This window comes from Paraburkholderia sp. BCC1876 (assembly GCF_902833695.1).
Lineage (GTDB): Bacteria > Pseudomonadota > Gammaproteobacteria > Burkholderiales > Burkholderiaceae > Paraburkholderia.
In genome coordinates this window covers 367,414-385,018 of the sequence record NZ_CADFGI010000002.1, presented here as the reverse complement: position 1 = coordinate 385,018, position 17,605 = coordinate 367,414, and the positions used below count along the sequence as shown (strand labels likewise).

At 62.9% G+C, this 17,605-nt stretch carries 14 protein-coding genes and 1 pseudogene; 6 read left to right on the top strand and 9 right to left on the bottom strand.

Going from position 1 to position 17,605, the window contains the following annotated elements; all coding sequences use genetic code 11:
- Positions 1-121: 121 nt before the first annotated feature.
- The 7 genes from infB to HWY05_RS08085 all read right to left on the bottom strand — a co-directional run bounded on the left by infB (position 122) and on the right by HWY05_RS08085 (position 11,348).
- Complete coding sequence (infB, locus tag HWY05_RS08115) at positions 122-3,094, bottom strand: translation initiation factor IF-2 (RefSeq protein ID WP_035550916.1); 2,973 nt, start codon at positions 3,092-3,094, stop codon at positions 122-124.
- 94 nt (positions 3,095-3,188) lie between these two features.
- Positions 3,189-4,664 carry a transcription termination factor NusA gene (gene nusA, locus HWY05_RS08110; RefSeq protein ID WP_035550919.1) on the bottom strand — a complete coding sequence of 492 codons (1,476 nt, stop codon included), beginning with the start codon at positions 4,662-4,664 and terminating at the stop codon, positions 3,189-3,191.
- Positions 4,661-5,119 carry a ribosome maturation factor RimP gene (gene rimP / locus HWY05_RS08105; RefSeq protein WP_035550921.1) on the bottom strand — a complete coding sequence of 153 codons (459 nt, stop codon included), beginning with the start codon at positions 5,117-5,119 and terminating at the stop codon, positions 4,661-4,663. Before rimP ends, nusA begins: the two co-directional genes overlap by 4 nt.
- A 606-nt stretch (positions 5,120-5,725) precedes the next feature.
- Positions 5,726-7,609, bottom strand: coding sequence for a 23S rRNA pseudouridine(2605) synthase RluB (gene rluB, locus HWY05_RS08100; protein WP_176057999.1), 1,884 nt, complete (start codon positions 7,607-7,609; stop codon positions 5,726-5,728).
- Positions 7,610-7,673: 64 nt separating this feature from the next.
- Entirely contained in the window at positions 7,674-8,726 is a 1,053-nt protein-coding gene (scpB, locus tag HWY05_RS08095) for an SMC-Scp complex subunit ScpB (RefSeq protein ID WP_035550928.1), read from the bottom strand.
- Positions 8,727-9,096: 370 nt separating this feature from the next.
- Positions 9,097-10,338, bottom strand: coding sequence for a pyridoxal phosphate-dependent aminotransferase (locus tag HWY05_RS08090; protein WP_176057998.1), 1,242 nt, complete (start codon positions 10,336-10,338; stop codon positions 9,097-9,099).
- Between the two features lie 107 nt (positions 10,339-10,445).
- Positions 10,446-11,348, bottom strand: a complete 903-nt coding sequence (locus HWY05_RS08085; protein WP_176057997.1) for a LysR family transcriptional regulator — start codon at positions 11,346-11,348, stop codon at positions 10,446-10,448.
- Positions 11,349-11,757: 409 nt separating this feature from the next.
- Here HWY05_RS08085 and HWY05_RS08080 point away from each other — a divergent pair.
- Positions 11,758-12,144, top strand: a pseudogene (locus HWY05_RS08080) (transposase); the annotation flags it as partial.
- A gap of 307 nt (positions 12,145-12,451) precedes the next feature.
- Positions 12,452-12,706, top strand: a complete 255-nt coding sequence (locus HWY05_RS08075; protein WP_176057996.1) for a hypothetical protein — start codon at positions 12,452-12,454, stop codon at positions 12,704-12,706.
- Between the two features lie 285 nt (positions 12,707-12,991).
- Here the strand turns inward: HWY05_RS08075 and HWY05_RS08070 are convergent, their stop codons facing one another.
- Complete coding sequence (locus HWY05_RS08070; RefSeq protein WP_035550943.1) at positions 12,992-13,315, bottom strand: hypothetical protein; 324 nt, start codon at positions 13,313-13,315, stop codon at positions 12,992-12,994.
- A 265-nt stretch (positions 13,316-13,580) separates the two neighbouring features.
- Here HWY05_RS08070 and HWY05_RS08065 point away from each other — a divergent pair, with 265 nt between their 5' ends.
- The 3 genes from HWY05_RS08065 to HWY05_RS08055 all read left to right on the top strand — a co-directional run bounded on the left by HWY05_RS08065 (position 13,581) and on the right by HWY05_RS08055 (position 15,290).
- Positions 13,581-14,300, top strand: a complete 720-nt coding sequence (locus HWY05_RS08065; protein WP_244146551.1) for a YdcF family protein — start codon at positions 13,581-13,583, stop codon at positions 14,298-14,300.
- A 253-nt stretch (positions 14,301-14,553) separates the two neighbouring features.
- Positions 14,554-14,796, top strand: coding sequence for a hypothetical protein (locus HWY05_RS08060; protein ID WP_035550948.1), 243 nt, complete (start codon positions 14,554-14,556; stop codon positions 14,794-14,796).
- 236 nt (positions 14,797-15,032) lie between these two features.
- Entirely contained in the window at positions 15,033-15,290 is a 258-nt protein-coding gene (locus HWY05_RS08055; protein WP_035550951.1) for a hypothetical protein, read from the top strand.
- A gap of 121 nt (positions 15,291-15,411) precedes the next feature.
- On the opposite strand, the gene HWY05_RS08050 is transcribed toward HWY05_RS08055, so the two are convergent.
- Positions 15,412-15,702 carry a putative quinol monooxygenase gene (locus tag HWY05_RS08050; protein WP_035550953.1) on the bottom strand — a complete coding sequence of 97 codons (291 nt, stop codon included), beginning with the start codon at positions 15,700-15,702 and terminating at the stop codon, positions 15,412-15,414.
- 591 nt (positions 15,703-16,293) lie between these two features.
- Here HWY05_RS08050 and HWY05_RS08045 point away from each other — a divergent pair.
- Complete coding sequence (locus HWY05_RS08045) at positions 16,294-17,592, top strand: EAL domain-containing protein (RefSeq protein WP_035550955.1); 1,299 nt, start codon at positions 16,294-16,296, stop codon at positions 17,590-17,592.
- Positions 17,593-17,605 lie beyond the last annotated feature (13 nt).

The following is a 17,605-nucleotide window of genomic DNA, read 5'->3' as shown; positions in this document are numbered from 1 at the left end:
CCTGAGCGGCTCCATGCTATTCACGACAAGTCAGACCGCCTGCGCGAAACGGCGGGCCCAAAAACCAACGGGCGGAGCGGGCGTTAAAGCCCGCTCCGCCCGTTGAGCCGTGCCGCGTGAATTACAGCGTACGCGCGACTTCGGTGATCTCGAAGACTTCGAACTGATCGCCTTCGACGATATCATTGAAGTTCTTGATCGACATACCGCACTCGAAGCCCTGACGGACTTCCTTGACGTCGTCCTTGAAGCGCTTGAGCGAGTCGAGTTCGCCCGTGAAGATGACGACGTTGTTGCGCAGCACGCGCACCGACGACGAGCGCTTGACGAAACCGTCCGTGACCATACAGCCTGCCACCGCGCCGATCTTCGGTACCTTGAAGACCTGACGCACTTCGACCGTACCGGTGATGATTTCGCGCTTCTCCGGCGCCAGCATGCCCGACATCGCGGCCTTCACGTCATCTACTGCGTCATAGATGATGTTGTAGTAGCGAATATCGACACCGTTGGATTCCGCCAGCTTGCGAGCCTGCGCATCCGCACGGGTGTTGAAGCCGATGATGACCGCCTTCGATGCCGTTGCCAGATTGACGTCCGACTCGCTGATGCCACCCACGGCGCCGTGCACGATCTGTACGCGCACTTCGTCCGTGGACAGTTTGAGCAGCGACTGCACCAACGCTTCCTGCGAACCTTGCACGTCGGCCTTGACGATGAGCGGCATGTACGCCACTTCGCCTTCGGTCATCTGTTCCAGCATGTTCTCGAGCTTCGCGGCCTGTTGCTTGGCCAGCTTGACATCGCGGAACTTGCCTTGACGGAACAGCGCGACTTCACGTGCCTTACGGTCGTCCGGCATGACGATGACTTCTTCGCCAGCCTGCGGGACTTCCGACAAACCCTGAATTTCGACCGGGATCGACGGACCCGCCGACTTGGTTGGCTTGCCGGTTTCGTCGAGCATGGCTCGCACACGACCGTAAGCGCTACCTGCCAGCACCACATCGCCGCGGTTCAGCGTACCCGACTGGACCAGGATCGTTGCAACCGGACCCTTACCCTTGTCGAGCTTCGCTTCGATGACAAGACCCTTGGCCGGTGCTTCGACCGGTGCCGTCAATTCCAGCACTTCGGCTTGCAGCAGCACTTGTTCGAGCAGATCGTCGATGCCCGCGCCCGTCTTGGCCGACACCGGCACGAACGGCGATTCGCCACCGTACTCTTCCGGCACGACGCCTTCGGCGACGAGTTCCTGCTTCACGCGTTCCAGATTCGCATCCGGCTTGTCGATCTTGTTGATCGCGACGACGAGCGGCACGCCGCCTGCCTTCGCGTGGGCGATCGCTTCCTTCGTTTGCGGCATCACGCCGTCGTCGGCTGCGACCACCAGAATCACAATGTCGGTTGCCTTCGCACCGCGGGCACGCATGGCCGTGAAGGCCTCGTGACCCGGCGTGTCGAGGAACGTGATCACGCCGCGCGGCGTTTCCACATGGTACGCGCCGATGTGCTGCGTGATCCCACCTGCTTCACCCGCTGCAACCTTTGCGCGGCGGATGTAGTCGAGCAGCGAGGTCTTGCCATGGTCGACGTGACCCATGACCGTGACGACCGGCGGACGCGGCAATGCTTCCGCATCCGAAATTTCGCCTTCGACCAGCATGGCTTCCGGATCGTCCAGCTTGGCCGCAACCGCGTGGTGACCCAGTTCCTCGACGATGATCATCGCCGTTTCCTGGTCCAGCATCTGGTTGATCGTGACCATCTGGCCGAGCTTCATCATCGACTTGATGACTTCCGACGCCTTCACCGCCATCTTGTGCGCCAAGTCGGCGACCGTGATGGTTTCCGGCACGTGCACTTCACGCACGATCGGTTCGGTCGGCGCCTGGAACGTGGTGTTCTGGTCCTGATGCTTGCCGCGACCCTTCGGGCCACCGCGCCAGCCGCGATCGACGCCGCCGCTCGTATCGCCGCGCGTCTTGATACCGCGGCGCTTGGCTGCGTCGTCCTGCCAGCCGCCCTTACCGCCACCCGGCTTCTTCTTGTCGCCGGCAGCCGGCGTAGTCGTAGCAGCCGGAGCCGCAGCGGCCGGCTTCTTGGCAGCCGGACGTGCCGGCGCTTCACCCGCCGGACGTGCCGGCTTGTGCAGCGTGCCCTTGGCTTCCACAGCCTTGGCCGGCTCAGCGGGCTTCGGTGCCGGTTCCGGCGCCTTGACCTGAGCCTTGCGCGGCGTGTTCATCATTTCGCGAATCGCACGTGCTTCGGCTTCTGCCGCAGCACGGCGCTTGGCGATTTCTTCCTGCTCGGCGCGCGCTTTGTCGGCTGCCTGACGCGCTGCGTCTTCGGCCTTCTTCGCGGCTTCGCGTTGCGCTGCGCGTTCTGCCGCGGCGCGTTCGTCGTCCTGCTCGCTTTCCTTCGCGACCACCGGCTCAGCCGCCTTGGCAGCGACCGGCTCGGCCTTGGCCGTCACCGGCTGCGCAGCTTGCGTTGCCGGCTGCTGAGTCTTCTCGCGGGCTGCCGCCTCGGCCGCAGCCGCTGCGCGCTTCTTCGCCGCGTCTTCTTCCGCACGGCGGCGCTCGGCTTCTGCAGCCTGCTCACGCGCCTGACGTTCGGCTTCTTCGCGTTCGAGTTGTTCCTGACGCGCCTTCAGCTCCTGAGCCTGCTTTTCGAGCAGCTCAGCTTCGTGACGAGCTTCCTCTTCACGACGCTGCAGTTCGAGATCGTCAACTTCGACCTCGACATCTTCGGCCACATGATTCGATGCATCCCCGCCTTCACCGGCGGCTTCGTCGCGGCGGACGAAAGTGCGCTTCTTACGCACCTCGACCTGAATGGTGCGAGCTTTGCCCGTCGCATCGGACTGCTTGATCTCCGACGTATGCCGTTTCGTCAGCGTGATCTTGCGCTTGTCTGCATCAGTCGAGCCGTGAGACTTGCGCAAGTGGTCGAGCAGACGCGCTTTGTCCGTTTCGGACAAAGAGTCGGCTTCGCTCGCCTTGGTGACGCCAGCCGCCTGCAGCTGCTCAAGCAGCACGCCTGCAGGCATTTTCAGTTCCGCGGCAAATTGGGCTACGTTGTTACTCGCCATTCATTCCTCTTAATGCAAGGACCGATTCCTTGCGGTTAGCATCGGGTCATGCGGCCTGACGGCCGCGTTCAATTTAGTGCGCCATGGTCATTTCTCACTGGAACCAGTGTTCACGTGCTTTCATGATCAACGCCTTAGCGGCATCCTCTTCCATCCCGGTCATCTCGACCAGTTCATCCACAGCCAGTTCGGCGAGTTCGTCGCGCGTCTGGATCTGGTGTTCAGCCAGCTTCGCGAGCAGGTCGGCGTCCATGCCGTCCAGGCTCTTCAGGTCGAGCGCTACATTTTCGACCTTTTCTTCATTCGCGATAGCCTGCGTCAGCAACGCGTCGCGCGAGCGGTTACGCAGTTCGTGAACGGTGTCTTCGTCGAATGCTTCGATTTCAAGCATTTCGTTGAGCGGCACGTAGGCAATCTCTTCGAGGCTCGTGAAGCCTTCGTCGATCAGGATGTCGGCGACTTCTTCGTCGACATCGAGACGCGCCATGAACAGGTCACGCAGTACGCCGCGTTCCTGATTCTGCTTTTGCGCGGATTCGTCCGGCGTCATGATGTTGATTTGCCAGCCGGTGAGTTCGCTGGCAAGACGCACGTTCTGGCCGCTGCGGCCGATCGCGACCGCCAGTTCGTTTTCGTCTACGACGACGTCCATCGAATGCTTTTCTTCATCGACGACGATCGACTGGACGGCTGCCGGCGCGAGGGCGCCGATCACAAACTGGGCGGGATCTTCCGACCATAGCACGATGTCGACGTTTTCGCCACCGAGCTCGTTACGCACAGCCTGCACGCGCGAACCGCGAATACCGACGCACGTGCCGATCGGATCGATACGCTTGTCGTACGCGACCACGCCGATCTTGGCGCGCACGCCAGGATCGCGGGCCGCCGCCTTGATTTCCAGCAAGCCCTGTTCGATTTCCGGCACTTCCATTTCGAACAGCTTCATCAGGAATTCGGGCGCCGTACGCGACAGTTCGATCTGCGGACCGCGCGCGGTGCGATCGACCTTCGCGATGTAGGCACGCACACGGTCGCCCACGCGCAGGTTTTCCTTCGGAATCAGCTGGTCGCGGCGCAGCAGCGCTTCGACACGGCCGGTTTCGACGATGAAGTTGCCCTTGTCGAGACGCTTCACCGAGCCGGTCATGATGTGCTCGCCGCGCTCGAGGAAGTCGTTCAGGATCTGCTCGCGTTCAGCGTCGCGCACCTTCTGCAGGATCACCTGCTTGGCGGCCTGCGCGCCGATACGACCGAATTCGATCGACGGCACCGGTTCTTCGATGTATTCGTCGAGCTGAATTTCGGGTTGCTGTTCGCGTGCTTCGAACAACAGGATTTCCTGATCCGGTTCCTGCAAACCGGCTTCGTCCGGCACGACCTTCCAGCGGCGAAACGTTTCGTGCTCGCCGCTTTCACGGTCGATCTGGACGCGGATATCCGCATCTTCTTCGAAGAGTTTCTTGGAGGCCGAAGCGAGAGCCGCTTCGAGCGCGGCATATACCACGTCTTTATCGACGTTCTTCTCGCGTGCCAGCGCATCCACCAGCATCAACACTTCGCGACTCATTGTTTGCGGCTCCTAAAGTCAACTTTCGGAACGAGGCGTGCTTTGTCCATGTCCGCGAGCGTGAAATCGAGCATCGCGGCGCCTTCCTTCCCTTCAAATTCCAGACCGATCGTTTCGCCTTGCGGAGCATGCAGGATGCCCCGGTACGATTTCCGTCCGTCCAATGGCTTTTTCAATGTGATTACCACTTCGCTGCCTGCGAAGCGTTCGAAATCCGCTAGCTTCTTAAGCGGGCGATCGAGACCCGGCGACGACACTTCAAGCCGCTCGTAATCGATATTTTCGACCGTCAGAACGTGCTGGAGCTGACGCGTGACTTTCTCGCAGTCTTCAATCCCGATGCCGGCCGGCTGGTCGATATAGATACACAACATGCCGCGCCCGGTGCGCTCGAGATCGACGAGCTCGTAGCCGAGTCCCACGACCGTGGTTTCAATCAGTTCCGTCAGTTGCACAATGCCCTCTTAGATGTTCGCGCAGCGAGCCTGCCGCTTGTTTTGCAAACAACCAATGCGGGCCGCGCGCCAAGCTGGCGCACGTTCGTGCTACCCGAGATGCCGAACCACGATGAACTGAGCGGCAAAAAAAAATGGGCTAAACGCCCATCATCTTATTGCCGGTGGTCGCACCTGAGCCGCACATAAAAAGCCGCACGCCCAGCGACTCCGCGATTGTAGCCATTTTTCGGGACAAACGCAAACCGCAGAACGCCGCGTGAAGCGCATTTCCGCTTGATTTCATGGGAATCTTTCGGGGATATGACGGCATTGCGGGGCTTTTGCAAGGCGACTTGCGCCGCGGCCCGCCCGCGCCGGACAGTGTGAGGAAAAGAAACCTGCCCCTACTTTTATCGGTAGCGCGGTTTTATGCGTTGCATGAAACCGGCGAGACTGATCGATCGATTTTGACGGCGGCCTTGTGACAATCGCTGAAGAACGATTGGCGGCCGGCCGTTACCGATAGATTTTCTGCTGTCAGAGAGGCCTTGACGGTTGTTTAACGGGTGCTTGAAAAACTAACAACTTACTCCGTTATACCGCTCAAGACCTCACCAAGGCTGCTTAACGCCCGCGTGTGCGGCCGCGCGGTGCGCCGCCGCTACGGTTGGCGCCGCCGCCCGGATTAGCGTTGCCGCTTCCCGCGCGGTTGCCATTGCCGCCACGGTTGGCGCCCGGCCCGCGACCGCCGCCGCTGCCGGGATTGGCGCCTGTGCCGCTAGTGCGCTTGCCGCCACCCGCCGCACGATTGCCATTGCCCGACGGCGCGCGATTGCCGTCGATATCGCGACCGCCACGCGGACCGGCCGCGCCGCCGCCCATCGGACCAGCGAAGCCACCGGCGCTACGGCCCGTGCCGCGATTGCCGTAACCACCACCCGCGCCGCCGGCCCCACCGCCACCGCCTGCGCCACCGCCGAAGCCGCCGCCTGCCGCACCGCGCCGGCCTTGACCGCGCGGCTGCTGCTGATCGAAACGGCCATGCGACATCAGCACGGGTTCACGGTTGATAAAGCCCATCGACGTTTGCATCGGATCTGGCTGCTTGCGCTCCGGCGCCGAACTGCGGCTGCCGCGTTCTTCCGACGGCGCCTTCAGGCCAACCGACGCCATCAGCGCACGCACCTGATTGTCTTCGAGCTCTTCCCAACGACCGCGCTTCAGGCCCTTCGGCAGCGAAATCGCGCCGTGACGCGTGCGAATCAGGCGGCTAACCATCAGGCCGGCCGCTTCGAACATGCGACGCACTTCGCGGTTACGCCCTTCGGCGAGCGCGACGTGATACCAATGATTGGTGCCCTCGCCGCCGCCGTCGCGGATGCGCAGGAAACTCGCCGGACCGTCCTCCAGTTCGACGCCGTGCAGCAGCTTCTGACGCATGCCTTCGGCCAGCTCACCGACCACGCGCACCGCGTATTCACGCTCGACGCTATAACGCGGATGCATGAAACGGTTCGCGAGGTCGCCGGACGTGGTCAGCATCAGCAGACCTTCGGTATTGAAGTCGAGACGGCCGACCGCGAGCCACTTGGCGGTTTTCATCGGCGGCAGGCTATCGAACACCGACGCACGGCCTTCCGGGTCGGCATGACTGACGATTTCGCCAGCCGGTTTGTGATACAGCAGCACGCGCGGCGGTTTGTTGGCCAGCTTGCGCTTGACCGGCTTGCCATTGATGCGGACCTGGTCGGTCGGCATGATGCGTTGGCCGATGTGAGCCGGCTCGCCGTTCACCGACACCCGGCCGGCAACGATCAACTCTTCCATATCGCGACGCGAGCCCATGCCGGCTTCGGCCAACACCTTGTGCAGCTTGGGCGCGTCGTCGTCGGCGGCCAGCACGCGCTTGGGCGCAGCAGGCTTGCCACGGCGCACCATCGGCGCGGGCGCGCCGCCGGTCGTGCCGTTATCCGCGTCGAAAGCCGGCGACGTGACGTACGAGAACAGATCGTCCTGACCGGCTTCCGGCGCTGCAGCCGCCGCTACCGGCGCCTCGGCGCCGCGGCGCCCCTGACGCTGACCACCTTCACGCGGTTGACGCTCACGCTGGCCTTCACGAGGCGCGCCATCGCGCTGACCACCTTCACGCTTCGCGCCAGCGGTCGCGTTGCGGCGCGGCCCCTGACCCTTCGCGCCCGCATCCTTGCGCGGCATCCGCACTTGCGCGACGACTTCGCCATCCGGCGGCGTTTCGGTGACGACCGGCGCGCCTTGCGCGGCTGCGCCTTCGGCGCCCTTCGTCTTTGCTCCGGCGCGGCGGCGCGCAATCAGGCTGCGCGGGCCGCGGCGCAGGCCGCGGCGCGGACGGTCTTCGCCGTCTGCTTCCGCGGTCTGCGCAGGGCGTTCGCCCTCGGCAGCCGACGCTTGCTTGTTGCGCGTTTCGTCAGCACGCGCCGACGGCACGGCGCGGTCGGATTCGGACGAATCGGTGTCGTGGGTATGTGTCAAAACAACCTCAAAATGTCAGGTCGCGCACGCCCATTGCGGGCGTGGCAAAAAAAGTTCGGTTACGTCAAGCGCTGCGCGACTCGGGTTCGTCGTCGGTCAGAATGCCTGCGTCCTGTGCGGCATCGCGACGATCCTCAGAATCGTCGTGCGCCGCCGTGGTCGGGTTCGGCTCGGCGGCGTGCTCCGTATCGCGGAGTACGCCCGAGTCGTGCGCGGGTATTGCCGGATCGGCCTGGGAGACCGGATCGTGATGCTGTGCGGACTCGGCGACGCCGGTCTGCGGTTCAACGTTTGCCGTTTCTTCGGCATGTTCTTGCGCGGCCTGAACGCTCGCGGCAGCCGGATGCGTTTCCGGCGTGGGCGCGGAACCGTCCGTGCCAGCGTCCGACAGCGGCGCCTCACCTGCTGCTTGCGGGATATCCTGATCTTCGCCTGCGGTAATCGCATCAAGCGATTCATCGGCAATGACTTCTGCCTCGCTAGCGCCGGATTCCATCGCCGCGTCTGGTGCAGCCTCTTCATCTTCGACCGAAGCCTGCGCAGCGGTTCCGATGTCGGCAAACTCGATTGCGTGCTGGCCAAGCAGATCCGCGTTCAACTGTGCCGACGGATCGGCCAGTGGCGGCAATTCGTCGAGCGCCTTCAGGCCGAGGTCGTCGAGAAACTGACGCGTGGTCGCGTACAGCGCCGGTCGTCCCGGCACGTCACGATGACCAATCACTTCGATCCAGTTGCGATCCTCGAGTTGCTTGACGACCTGCGTATTCACCGTCACGCCGCGAATTTCTTCGATGTCGCCACGCGTGACCGGTTGCCGGTAGGCAATGATCGCGAGCGTTTCGAGCACCGCGCGCGAATATTTCGGCGGTTTCTCAGGATGCAAACGATCCAGATACGAGCGCATCGCGGGCTTGCTTTGAAATCGCCAGCCCGACGCCAGCCCGACCAGCTCCACACCGCGCCCAGACCAGTCGTGCCTGAGGTCTTCGAGCAAAGTTCGAACGGTGTCTGCCGACACGCCGTCGGCAAAGAGCTTGCGCAACTCGCCGAGCTTTAATGGCTCCTGCGCGCAGATCAAGGCAGTCTCGAGGACGATCTTCGCCTCTTGGGTATTCATGCAGCTAGGTCAGACCCTGTGGTCAAAGAACCGGATCAAACAGACGATTTGGAACTGAAGACGCGCTCGCCCGATTCTGATCGGTCATATTGATGGGAGCACGCACCGGGGGGTGGCGAAACAGACTATCGAGCCAAACCCAGCCGGACGGAGCAGCGAAATTCCTGAAAGGAACCGCGTGACTGAGCGCCATATTACGCAAAAACAATCAGTGCGTAAAGACGAAATCCCCGGCGCATTTTCCAGCAAGACGTTGGCGGACATGCTTTTGAGAAAAAACGGGAGTAATTGGACAAAAAACAGAGTTTTCTTGGTCAATCCCGTTCAAACGGGTCCCGTCTCGCCCTTTTCCGCCATTCGCTCAAGCCACTTAACCCGCAGCGCCGTGTTGTGCGAGGAAACGCTTGAGACGCTCGACACCCGCGTCCAGCCGCGCCGTGTCGCACGCATAGCACCAGCGCACGAACCCTTCGCCCTGCGGCCCGAACGCGCTGCCCGGCGCCACGCCGAGACCGACTTCGCGCACCATCGCTTTACAGAGCTCGAGGCTGCGGGTCGCGCCCGGCATCGAGAAAAACAGGTACATCGCGCCGGGCGGCGCCTTGACGTCGACGCCCGGAATGCCCGAGAGCGCGCGCACCAGATGGTCGCGCGACGCCTTCAGATCGAGCACCAGCTCCTGCGTAAAACGCTCACCCTGCTGAACGGCGGCGATGCCCGCCTGCTGCACGAAAGCCGGCGCGCACGACGTGTTGTATTCAACCAGCTTACCCAGGTCGTCCATTAACGCGGCCGGCGCGACAATCCACCCGAGCCGCCAGCCAGTCATCAGCCATGCCTTCGAAAACGAGTTCACGCAGATCACGCGTTCGTCGCGCGAGGCCAGATCGAGAAACGACGGCGCGGTGCGCGATTGCGGCGCGCCCGCGACGATAGCGGAGCCGCTGACGTCCACGGCCGCGTAGTACAGCCGCTCGTAGACCTCATCCGCGACGATCCAGATGCCGTGGCGCCGGCAATGCGCCAGCACGGTGCGCTGCTCGTCGCGGCTCATCACCCAGCCAGTCGGATTGTTCGGCGAATTGACCAGCAGCATCTTCGTGTCCGGCGTCAGCGCCGCGAGCAACTGCGCCATGTCGAGTTGCCAGCCGTGTTCGCCATAACCGAGCGCCACGGTTTCCACCTGCGCGCCGAGAATCTTCGGAATCTCGACCAGATTCGGCCACAGCGGCGTCACCGCGACGACGCGGTCGCCCGCGCCCACCACCAGCTGCGCCGCGAGCATCAGCGCGTTGACGCCCGCACTCGTGACCGCGATGTGATCGGCCGATGTCGGGCCGTGCAGTTCGCCGACATACTCCGCGAGCGCCGCGCGCAGCGGCGCGATGCCGAGGTTGTGCGTGTAGAACGTCGCGCCGGCGGCCAGCGCGGCGCTGGCGGCGTCGCGAATGAAGGCCGGTGTGACCCGGTCGGATTCGCCGAACCAGAAAGGCAACACGTCGTCGACGCCGAAACCGGCATTGGCGACTTCGCGGATCTGCGAAGGACGCAGTGAGCGTACGGCGTCGCGCGCATTGGGGACGGAGGGCACAGGCAGATCCGATTCGCTCATCGAGACTTCCAGACACAGACAGATGGTGGAGGATAAAGGCTGAAATTCAGCACCGGCGATAGTTTAGCGCGAGGGCTGTTCAGGGAACGGCGAAGCCGGCTGCCCCCTCACCCCAAATCCTCCGCCCGCGCCGGCAGTTCGCGGATCAGCCCCCACACCGCCTCCGCCGCCGGCGACAGCGAGCGATCGCGTCGCCGCACCAGTTCGACCGTCCGCTCGGCGCGCGGCACCAGCGGCCGCGCCACCAGCGACGCCCCCGCCGGCAGCGGCAACGCCAACCACGGCAGCACGCTGACGCCGACGCCCGCCTCGACCAGCCCAAAAACGGTCGCGGAATGCCCCAGCTCCTGCACCACCGTGGCGCTTACGCCGTATTCCTGCATCACGGCGTCGATGATCGGCCGGCTGCCCGACGCGTAATCGAGCATGACGAGCTGCTGGCCCTCGAGGTCGGTCCACGCCACCTTTGTTTTCAGCGCCAGCGGATGATCGTCGCGCGACACGACGCAGAACGAATCGGTCATCAGCGACTCGCTGAGCAGATCGTCGGCGGAGAAAGGACCGATGATCACCCCGAAATCGACCTCGCCCGACTTGACCTTGCGCACCACGTCGCTTTGCACGTCGTCACGCAAACCCAGCGTGACGTAAGGAAACTGCCGCCCGCAAGCCGCCACCACGCCGGGCATCAGGCGGCACGCGACCGTCGGGCTGGCGGCCACCACCACGCGGCCGCGCCGCTGTTCGCCGATTTCGCGAATCTCGCGCAGCGCGTCGTCCAGATCCGTCAACAGCCGCGACACGCTCGACACCAGATTGCCGCCGACGTCCGTCAACTGCACCTCGCGCGTCGTCCGGTCGATCAGCTTCAGGCCGATCTCGCCCTCCAGTTCACGCACACAACGACTGACCGCCGACTGCGTCAGACCGATCTCATCCCCTGCCCGGCTGAAGCTTTGCAAGCGCGCGACCTCAATGAAAACCCTTAGTTGCCGCAGCGTCACATTCATTTACCGACCTCATCAATTTCGTCCTTTAATGCGCATTGTATGGCGAAACCGCTCTCCTTACTCGCTTTTAAGCACATCGCTGCAATGCAGCAATAAGGCGCAAACGCACGCTGGACGGGCCTGATTGCACAAGATTGGTGATTGTCCTGATTTGCGGGATGGGTTTTTTGGATTCTTATACGCCCCTAGCTAGCGCCCGCGCTGGCCCGCTGTCACTGGGCTTTCAGGCGGTCGGACTCAACTTGGCACACTTCCTGCATTTACATGCACACAGGGTCGGCGCCATGACTTCTGACTGCATAGCAGACCGTGGCAAGCCCGACCCCCCTTGGCACTCGCCTATCGAGTGCATGGAGAGTGCGCGGCGCGGGGCAGCGCACCGGAGTTAGCTTCGCTGAGGTGAAACATGATGCTGTTCGACGATTTGAGAGACAACGAGTGGGCGCTGGTCGAGGCTTTGTTCTGTGCGGAGCCCGCACGCAGCGAACGGCGCGGTCGGCCACGCGTGGAAGCCCGCGCGGTGGTCAATGCCGTGCTGTGGGTGCTGTCGACGGGCGAAGGCTGGTCCAAGCTGCCGGGCCGCTATCCGTCGCCGCCGACCTGCCGCCGCCGTTTCGACGAGTGGCAGGCCGATGGTACGCTCGCCGAAATAGTTAAGCGACTCAACACGAGCGGTCGTGAAGTTTCGCTGCGCGGCCGCATTGGCGCGACCGCCGCGAAGCCGCCGGCACCGCCGAGCCGTGATCGTCTGCGTGGCGCGTTCTGGACTAATCCGGAATCGTGGCGCGCGCCGGTCAAGATGGCCTGACGCGAATTGTTTTGCCTCCGGGCGCCTGCGGGCGCCCGGCGTATATCTGGGCCGCCGTGCGTCCGCGTCGACGCCCGCCGGATCCGGTTATGGGCACCGCCTTCGGCGCGCCCACCACAGTCGTCCCCTCCCGCCAGGCTCAGCTTGATATCGCGCGACTTCAGACCGCTGAAGCCGCGCGTTTGTTGCGGATGAAACATCCATTTACTATTACTTACAGCGTGCTTTCGCAACCCGGCATACCTTATGGATATGCAAACAGGCCTTGAATCGATCGGCTTGACGGGAGCTCAGCATGAAACCAATGTCACTGCTTCTGTGCGGCATTGTGATTTCATCAATGGCCGTACCGGCGCTTGCCCAGCAGCGCCCCGAAGGATGGAACTGGCGGCCGGAACGAACGGCCAGCGTGGAAGCCTGGCAACAGGGTGAAACGCGCGGCCGTGATTTCACGCCGCCGGCGCCGCGCGGCGATTTGCGCGGCGATATCGCCAGTAATGTGCGCGCGCGGCCGGAAATGCCGCGCGAGAATGCGCCGCGACGTCGTTAAGTCGCGATCTCGCGGACGAATTGAATCGCTGGGGAACCAGGTGGCATCGCGTTAGTCTGATTTAATGCCATTAGCACAGCGTGGCAGTAGTAAATCCGGTACGCCCGTATCCTCGCGATACGGGCTTTTTTTTTGGGCGCGAGCAGAAGCCGCCCGGCAACCCTCGGCGCCGTGGAACTGATGGAAATGATGGGCTTGAACAGGAGCAAAACCGCGGCAACAATACCGTCACTTCCAGCCGCGCGAAGCGGCCGGAGAGCAGCGTCAGCGTCCCTGTCTACGGCGCTAGGGCCGGACTTCGAGCGCGGCGGCAGGCCGCGTTTCGGCAGGGGTGACGACGTAGTCGTTCATGCGCTGTGCGGTCCAGCTGAGCAGGCGTTCGTCGTGTGCGAGCCGCATGAATTCAGCTCTGCCCCGCTCGGTGAGCACGGCGATATCGACAGGTGCGTGAAATCCCGGAGCCGGTGCGACGGTGCGCTGACGAACGGTGTCCATCAGACCCAGTGCGCGAAGATATTGGAAAACACCCGGCCTTCTGGCCCATGGGACCTGGCGATATTGCGCCCGCCGCAGCGCTTCAAGTACCGCTTCGTTGGAATACGTGGTCATCTCACTTCTTTCTTAAAGTGCAGCTATGACACATCTATGCCCAACACATCACCGCGCCACCAGTGACGCGCTCAGCACCCGCCCTTGGCTGGAATCTGGCTGCATCTGGTGCGGCCGAATCCGCCAGGTGCTGCCTGGCCTCGTTTTCGGAACCCCCGTCTGAACGGCATGTTAGCGTTCTGTCCACGAGCCGACGATGCAACCGCTGCGGCGCGATAGCAAGCCCGTAGATTTATCCCGAAAGTCATACGTTACCCCATTTAAATTGATTCTATTCACTTTATTAGCGCTTTTTTTTGCAGCAATCGTGCTATGGAAACGCGCCCGCCGCCCCCTTGCCGTCGGCGCAATTGCCGTGTTCTGGTTGCTCGCCGCGGGCTGGCTCACCGCGCCATTGCTGGACCTCGCGCAGCCGCGCGAACAGACCGCGATGCCTGTCAGATTCGGACCGCGCACCGCGATCATTCTGCTCGGCGGCGGCACCCGCTACGACCACGACCATGTGCTCGTGCCGCCGCGCGACGTCCTGGCGCGCATTGCCGTGAGCGCGCAGAACTACGCCGCCTGCAAGCGGAGCGCGGCCATCTGCCAGGTGATCGTCAGCGGCGGCAATCCGCAGCGGCATAGCGCGGCGGAAGCCGATACCTATCTGCCCTATCTGCTGCGCGACCAGGTGCCGCGCGCGGATATCGTGCTGGAAAACACCAGCCGCACCACCTACGAAAACGCCCGCAACGTATCGGCTATTCTCAACCGATCGCCCTACGACACCTTGATACTCGTCACGTCCGCGTATCACATGCCGCGCGCGCTGCTCGACTTCCGGCGCTTCGGCCTCGAGCCGCAACCGATGATCTCGAACACTCGTCACGCACAGCTCGGTGTACTCCCGCGTTATGACAATCTGGTGAGCGCGGAAACTGCATTGCACGAGTTGATCGGCATCGCGCAGTTTTATGTGTATCGCGCGATTGGCTGGTTTTGAAACGCGAGTGGCACAACACGCCGCTTTATTTAGAGATGCGAATGTTTGCCATATCCGCAATGCATTTCAATCGTGCGCATTTGAACGGAATCGTCCCGGGCACCCTGTGTTGACGCAACGTAACAAGATGTAACGAATTGTCATTGCAGTTACAAAACCATCTGCTGGAGCGGATATTGCTGGCTAGAATGCATTGTCTTTCCGTTTGGACAGGCAAATACTCGGGTCCATAAACCACTCTGCGGAGGTAACGATGAAGAAAGTGTCCCTGGCGATCCTGGTTTCCCTCAGTGCCGTAACGGGCGCGGCTTATGCGCAGGACAACGGCGTCATGATGAGCACCGATCCGGCCAAGGCCGCCGACGTCGAACAACGTGCGCAAGATTTGCAAAACCGTCAGCAGGCGATGGAAAGCGCACCGGCCATGCCGATGAAACATCACAAGATGGCTCCGCATCATAAGAAGGCCGCCAAGGCCGACGCCGCCAGTTCGTAAGCGCCGCTTCGCCGCACGAATCCGCAGCCTGGATTTTTAGCGCACGACAACCGTCACCCGTGGCCTCGCCGCGAAGGTGAAAAGCCGAAGCCGGCACCGCCGGCTTCGGCTTTTTTGTTGTCTAATGGTCCGTCGGCAAAGCCGCGGCGCCTCGCTGACGGTGTGCTACAGTCGCGCACCGTCCGGCGCCCAGCCGGACTCCCCTAACCCGTGCGCACCCTGGTGCGGAGGACAGCATGAGCAACATCCAGCTAGATATCGAATGGACCGAAGCAGCATCAAAGAAAATCGAAAAACTGATGCCGCGCGGCGGTCAGGAAGCGTTTCTGGCGCTGCCGCCCGTCGAATGCCTGCCGATGGAAGGCGACGTGCTGTTTCTCGGCCCGGACGGCAAGCAGCAACCGTTCATCGTCGCGGAACGCCAGTATCACCATGATGGCGACGCCGACTGGACCATCATCCTGATCCTCGACGTCCCGCAAGCCACGCATTAATCCCACGCTGTAAACGCCAACGGCGAGCGCCGCGCGGACCGTTTTCCGGACCGCCAGCCGCTCGCCGTTGCGCAAAGCGGTCAAGCGATCGAACCCGTCGTTCGATCGCTCATTCGACCACTTACACGATCTTCGACACCACGCGAAGTTCCGAGTGTTCGACCCAGTCCGTCACGGCGTTCTTAAACGCCGTGATATGCGCGGATCTGGCATGCGCCGCCAGCGCTTCCTGACTTTCCCAACGCTCGATGAACACAAACCGGCGCGGCTCCTGCACGTCGCGATGCAGGTCGTACTGAAGCGCGCCCTGCTCTTTGCGCGTCGGTCCGACGATACCTTCGAGCGCCTGACGCAGTTGCTCTTCATAGCCCGGCTTCGCCACCGAGATTGCGACCACTGCGATTTCCGACATGCCTGACCTCCAATTCACGAAAAGAAGCAGCAGCATACCCGCCGGGCGTCAATCGTGCAGGCGGCCGCCGCGCGCCGCGAGACGAGCGCTTTCACCGCCTCGCGTCTCGCCTGACAACACCGCCCGCACCACCCAAAACGTCTGAGCACCGTCCTGGCCTAAATTTTGGCGGGTGCCCATTTACTGCGCTGCTACGCTCGGTTTCATACGGACGATTGATTGCGAGCCGCGCAATCTGTCCTCATGCACGGCGAACGCGCACACGGATTCAGGCAGATCGCGCGAGAAGCGGGCCCGGCAAGCCGCCGGATAAGCTTGTCGCAGGCGGTTTCGCGTGGCCCTCAGTTCTGTCCCCGCGTCTGTGATAACCCGCACATTCATGCGAATTGCAAACTGCTAGACTGGTTTGAATACTCCGCCGGAGTCCGGCATGGCTGGCATCGCTCTGCGCGTTCCTGGGCTGTATCCGTCCTGCCCTGCCGACGAATGGGCTGTGCATCCGTTGCGCGCCGAAGCAGTTTGCGCGCCCCGTCACCTGCTTGCCGCGATGTCACCATGTCCGCTCTCGTGCCCGCCTTTATGCCCGCGTCTATGCCAAGCGTCAGCGAATTGACTCTGAGCGGCCTGCTGCCGCATCTGGTCCGGGACGAGTCCGGCTGGACCGCGACGTGGCGTGCCTTGACGCTGCATAGCGTGTTCCAGCCGGTGCTGTCGGTCACGCATCAGTGCGTGGTGGGTTACGAGGGCTTGCTGCGCGCGTTCGATCCGGTCGGCCTGCCGGTCTCGCCTGAAGTGCTGTTCTCCGGCACCCGCTCCGCCGCCGACGCGCGCGAACTCGACCGCATCGCGCGCTGCCTGCATGTGGCGAATTTCATGGAGCAAGGCATCAGCACCGGCTGGCTGTTTCTGAATACCCGTCCGCAGGTATTTGAAACAGGCTGGCCGCAACGCACTTTTATCGACGAACTGTCGGCGCATTTCGGGTTGCCGCAGGAACGCATCGTGATCGAGGTGCTGGAGCAACCCGCCGACGACGAATCCGCTGTAGCCAGCATGCTCGCCGCGTCGCAACCGCGCGATTTCCTGATCGCGATCGACGACTTCGGCACGGGCTTTTCGAACTTCGACCGCGTGTGGCGCTTCCGTCCGGACATCGTCAAACTGGACCGGTCGCTGGTGGCGCGCGCGGGCAAGCGCGAGGGCGACGATTCGATGATCAGCCATCTGATCGCGATGCTGCATCAGTCCGGCACGCTGGTGCTGGCCGAAGGCGTCGAGACCGACGAAGAGCTGATGATTCTGATGCAGGCCGACGTCGACTTCGTGCAAGGTTTCTGGCTCGGTCAGCCGAAGGGATCGGTGCAGGCGGCGTGCGCCAAAGTGCCGGCGTTGATCGAGTCGATGTGGACCAAGTTCGCCGCGTACGAACGCGAGCATGCGGGCCACCAGCGGCTCGGTTTCGAAGGCTTCGCGGAAAGCGTGCTGGCCGCCGTCGACACCTTCAAAACCACCGGCGATCTGCGTCAGGCAGCGCAAAAGATCTGGCATCTGAGCGAAGCGCGCCGGGTGTTTATCACCGACGGCCAGGGCGAGCAGACGCAGCCTTCAGTCACGGCCGCCACGGTGCCGCCGCCGCCGCTGCGGCTCGCGCCGCTCTATACCGACACACGCAGCAACTGGTCGCGGCGCGCCTATTTCAAGCATGCGCTCGCCGCACCGGGACGCGTCGCAATGATGGGTCCGCATTATTCGCTGGCTGACGGTCAGGACTGCTATACCGCGGCGATTGCGTTTGAGCGCGACGGCGGGACGCATGTGCTGTGTGTGGATTTTGTGCCCACCGCGACCACAGCGGATGTGCGTCATGGCGGGCGCGGCGGTAAGCGTTAGCCGCGTCACCCAC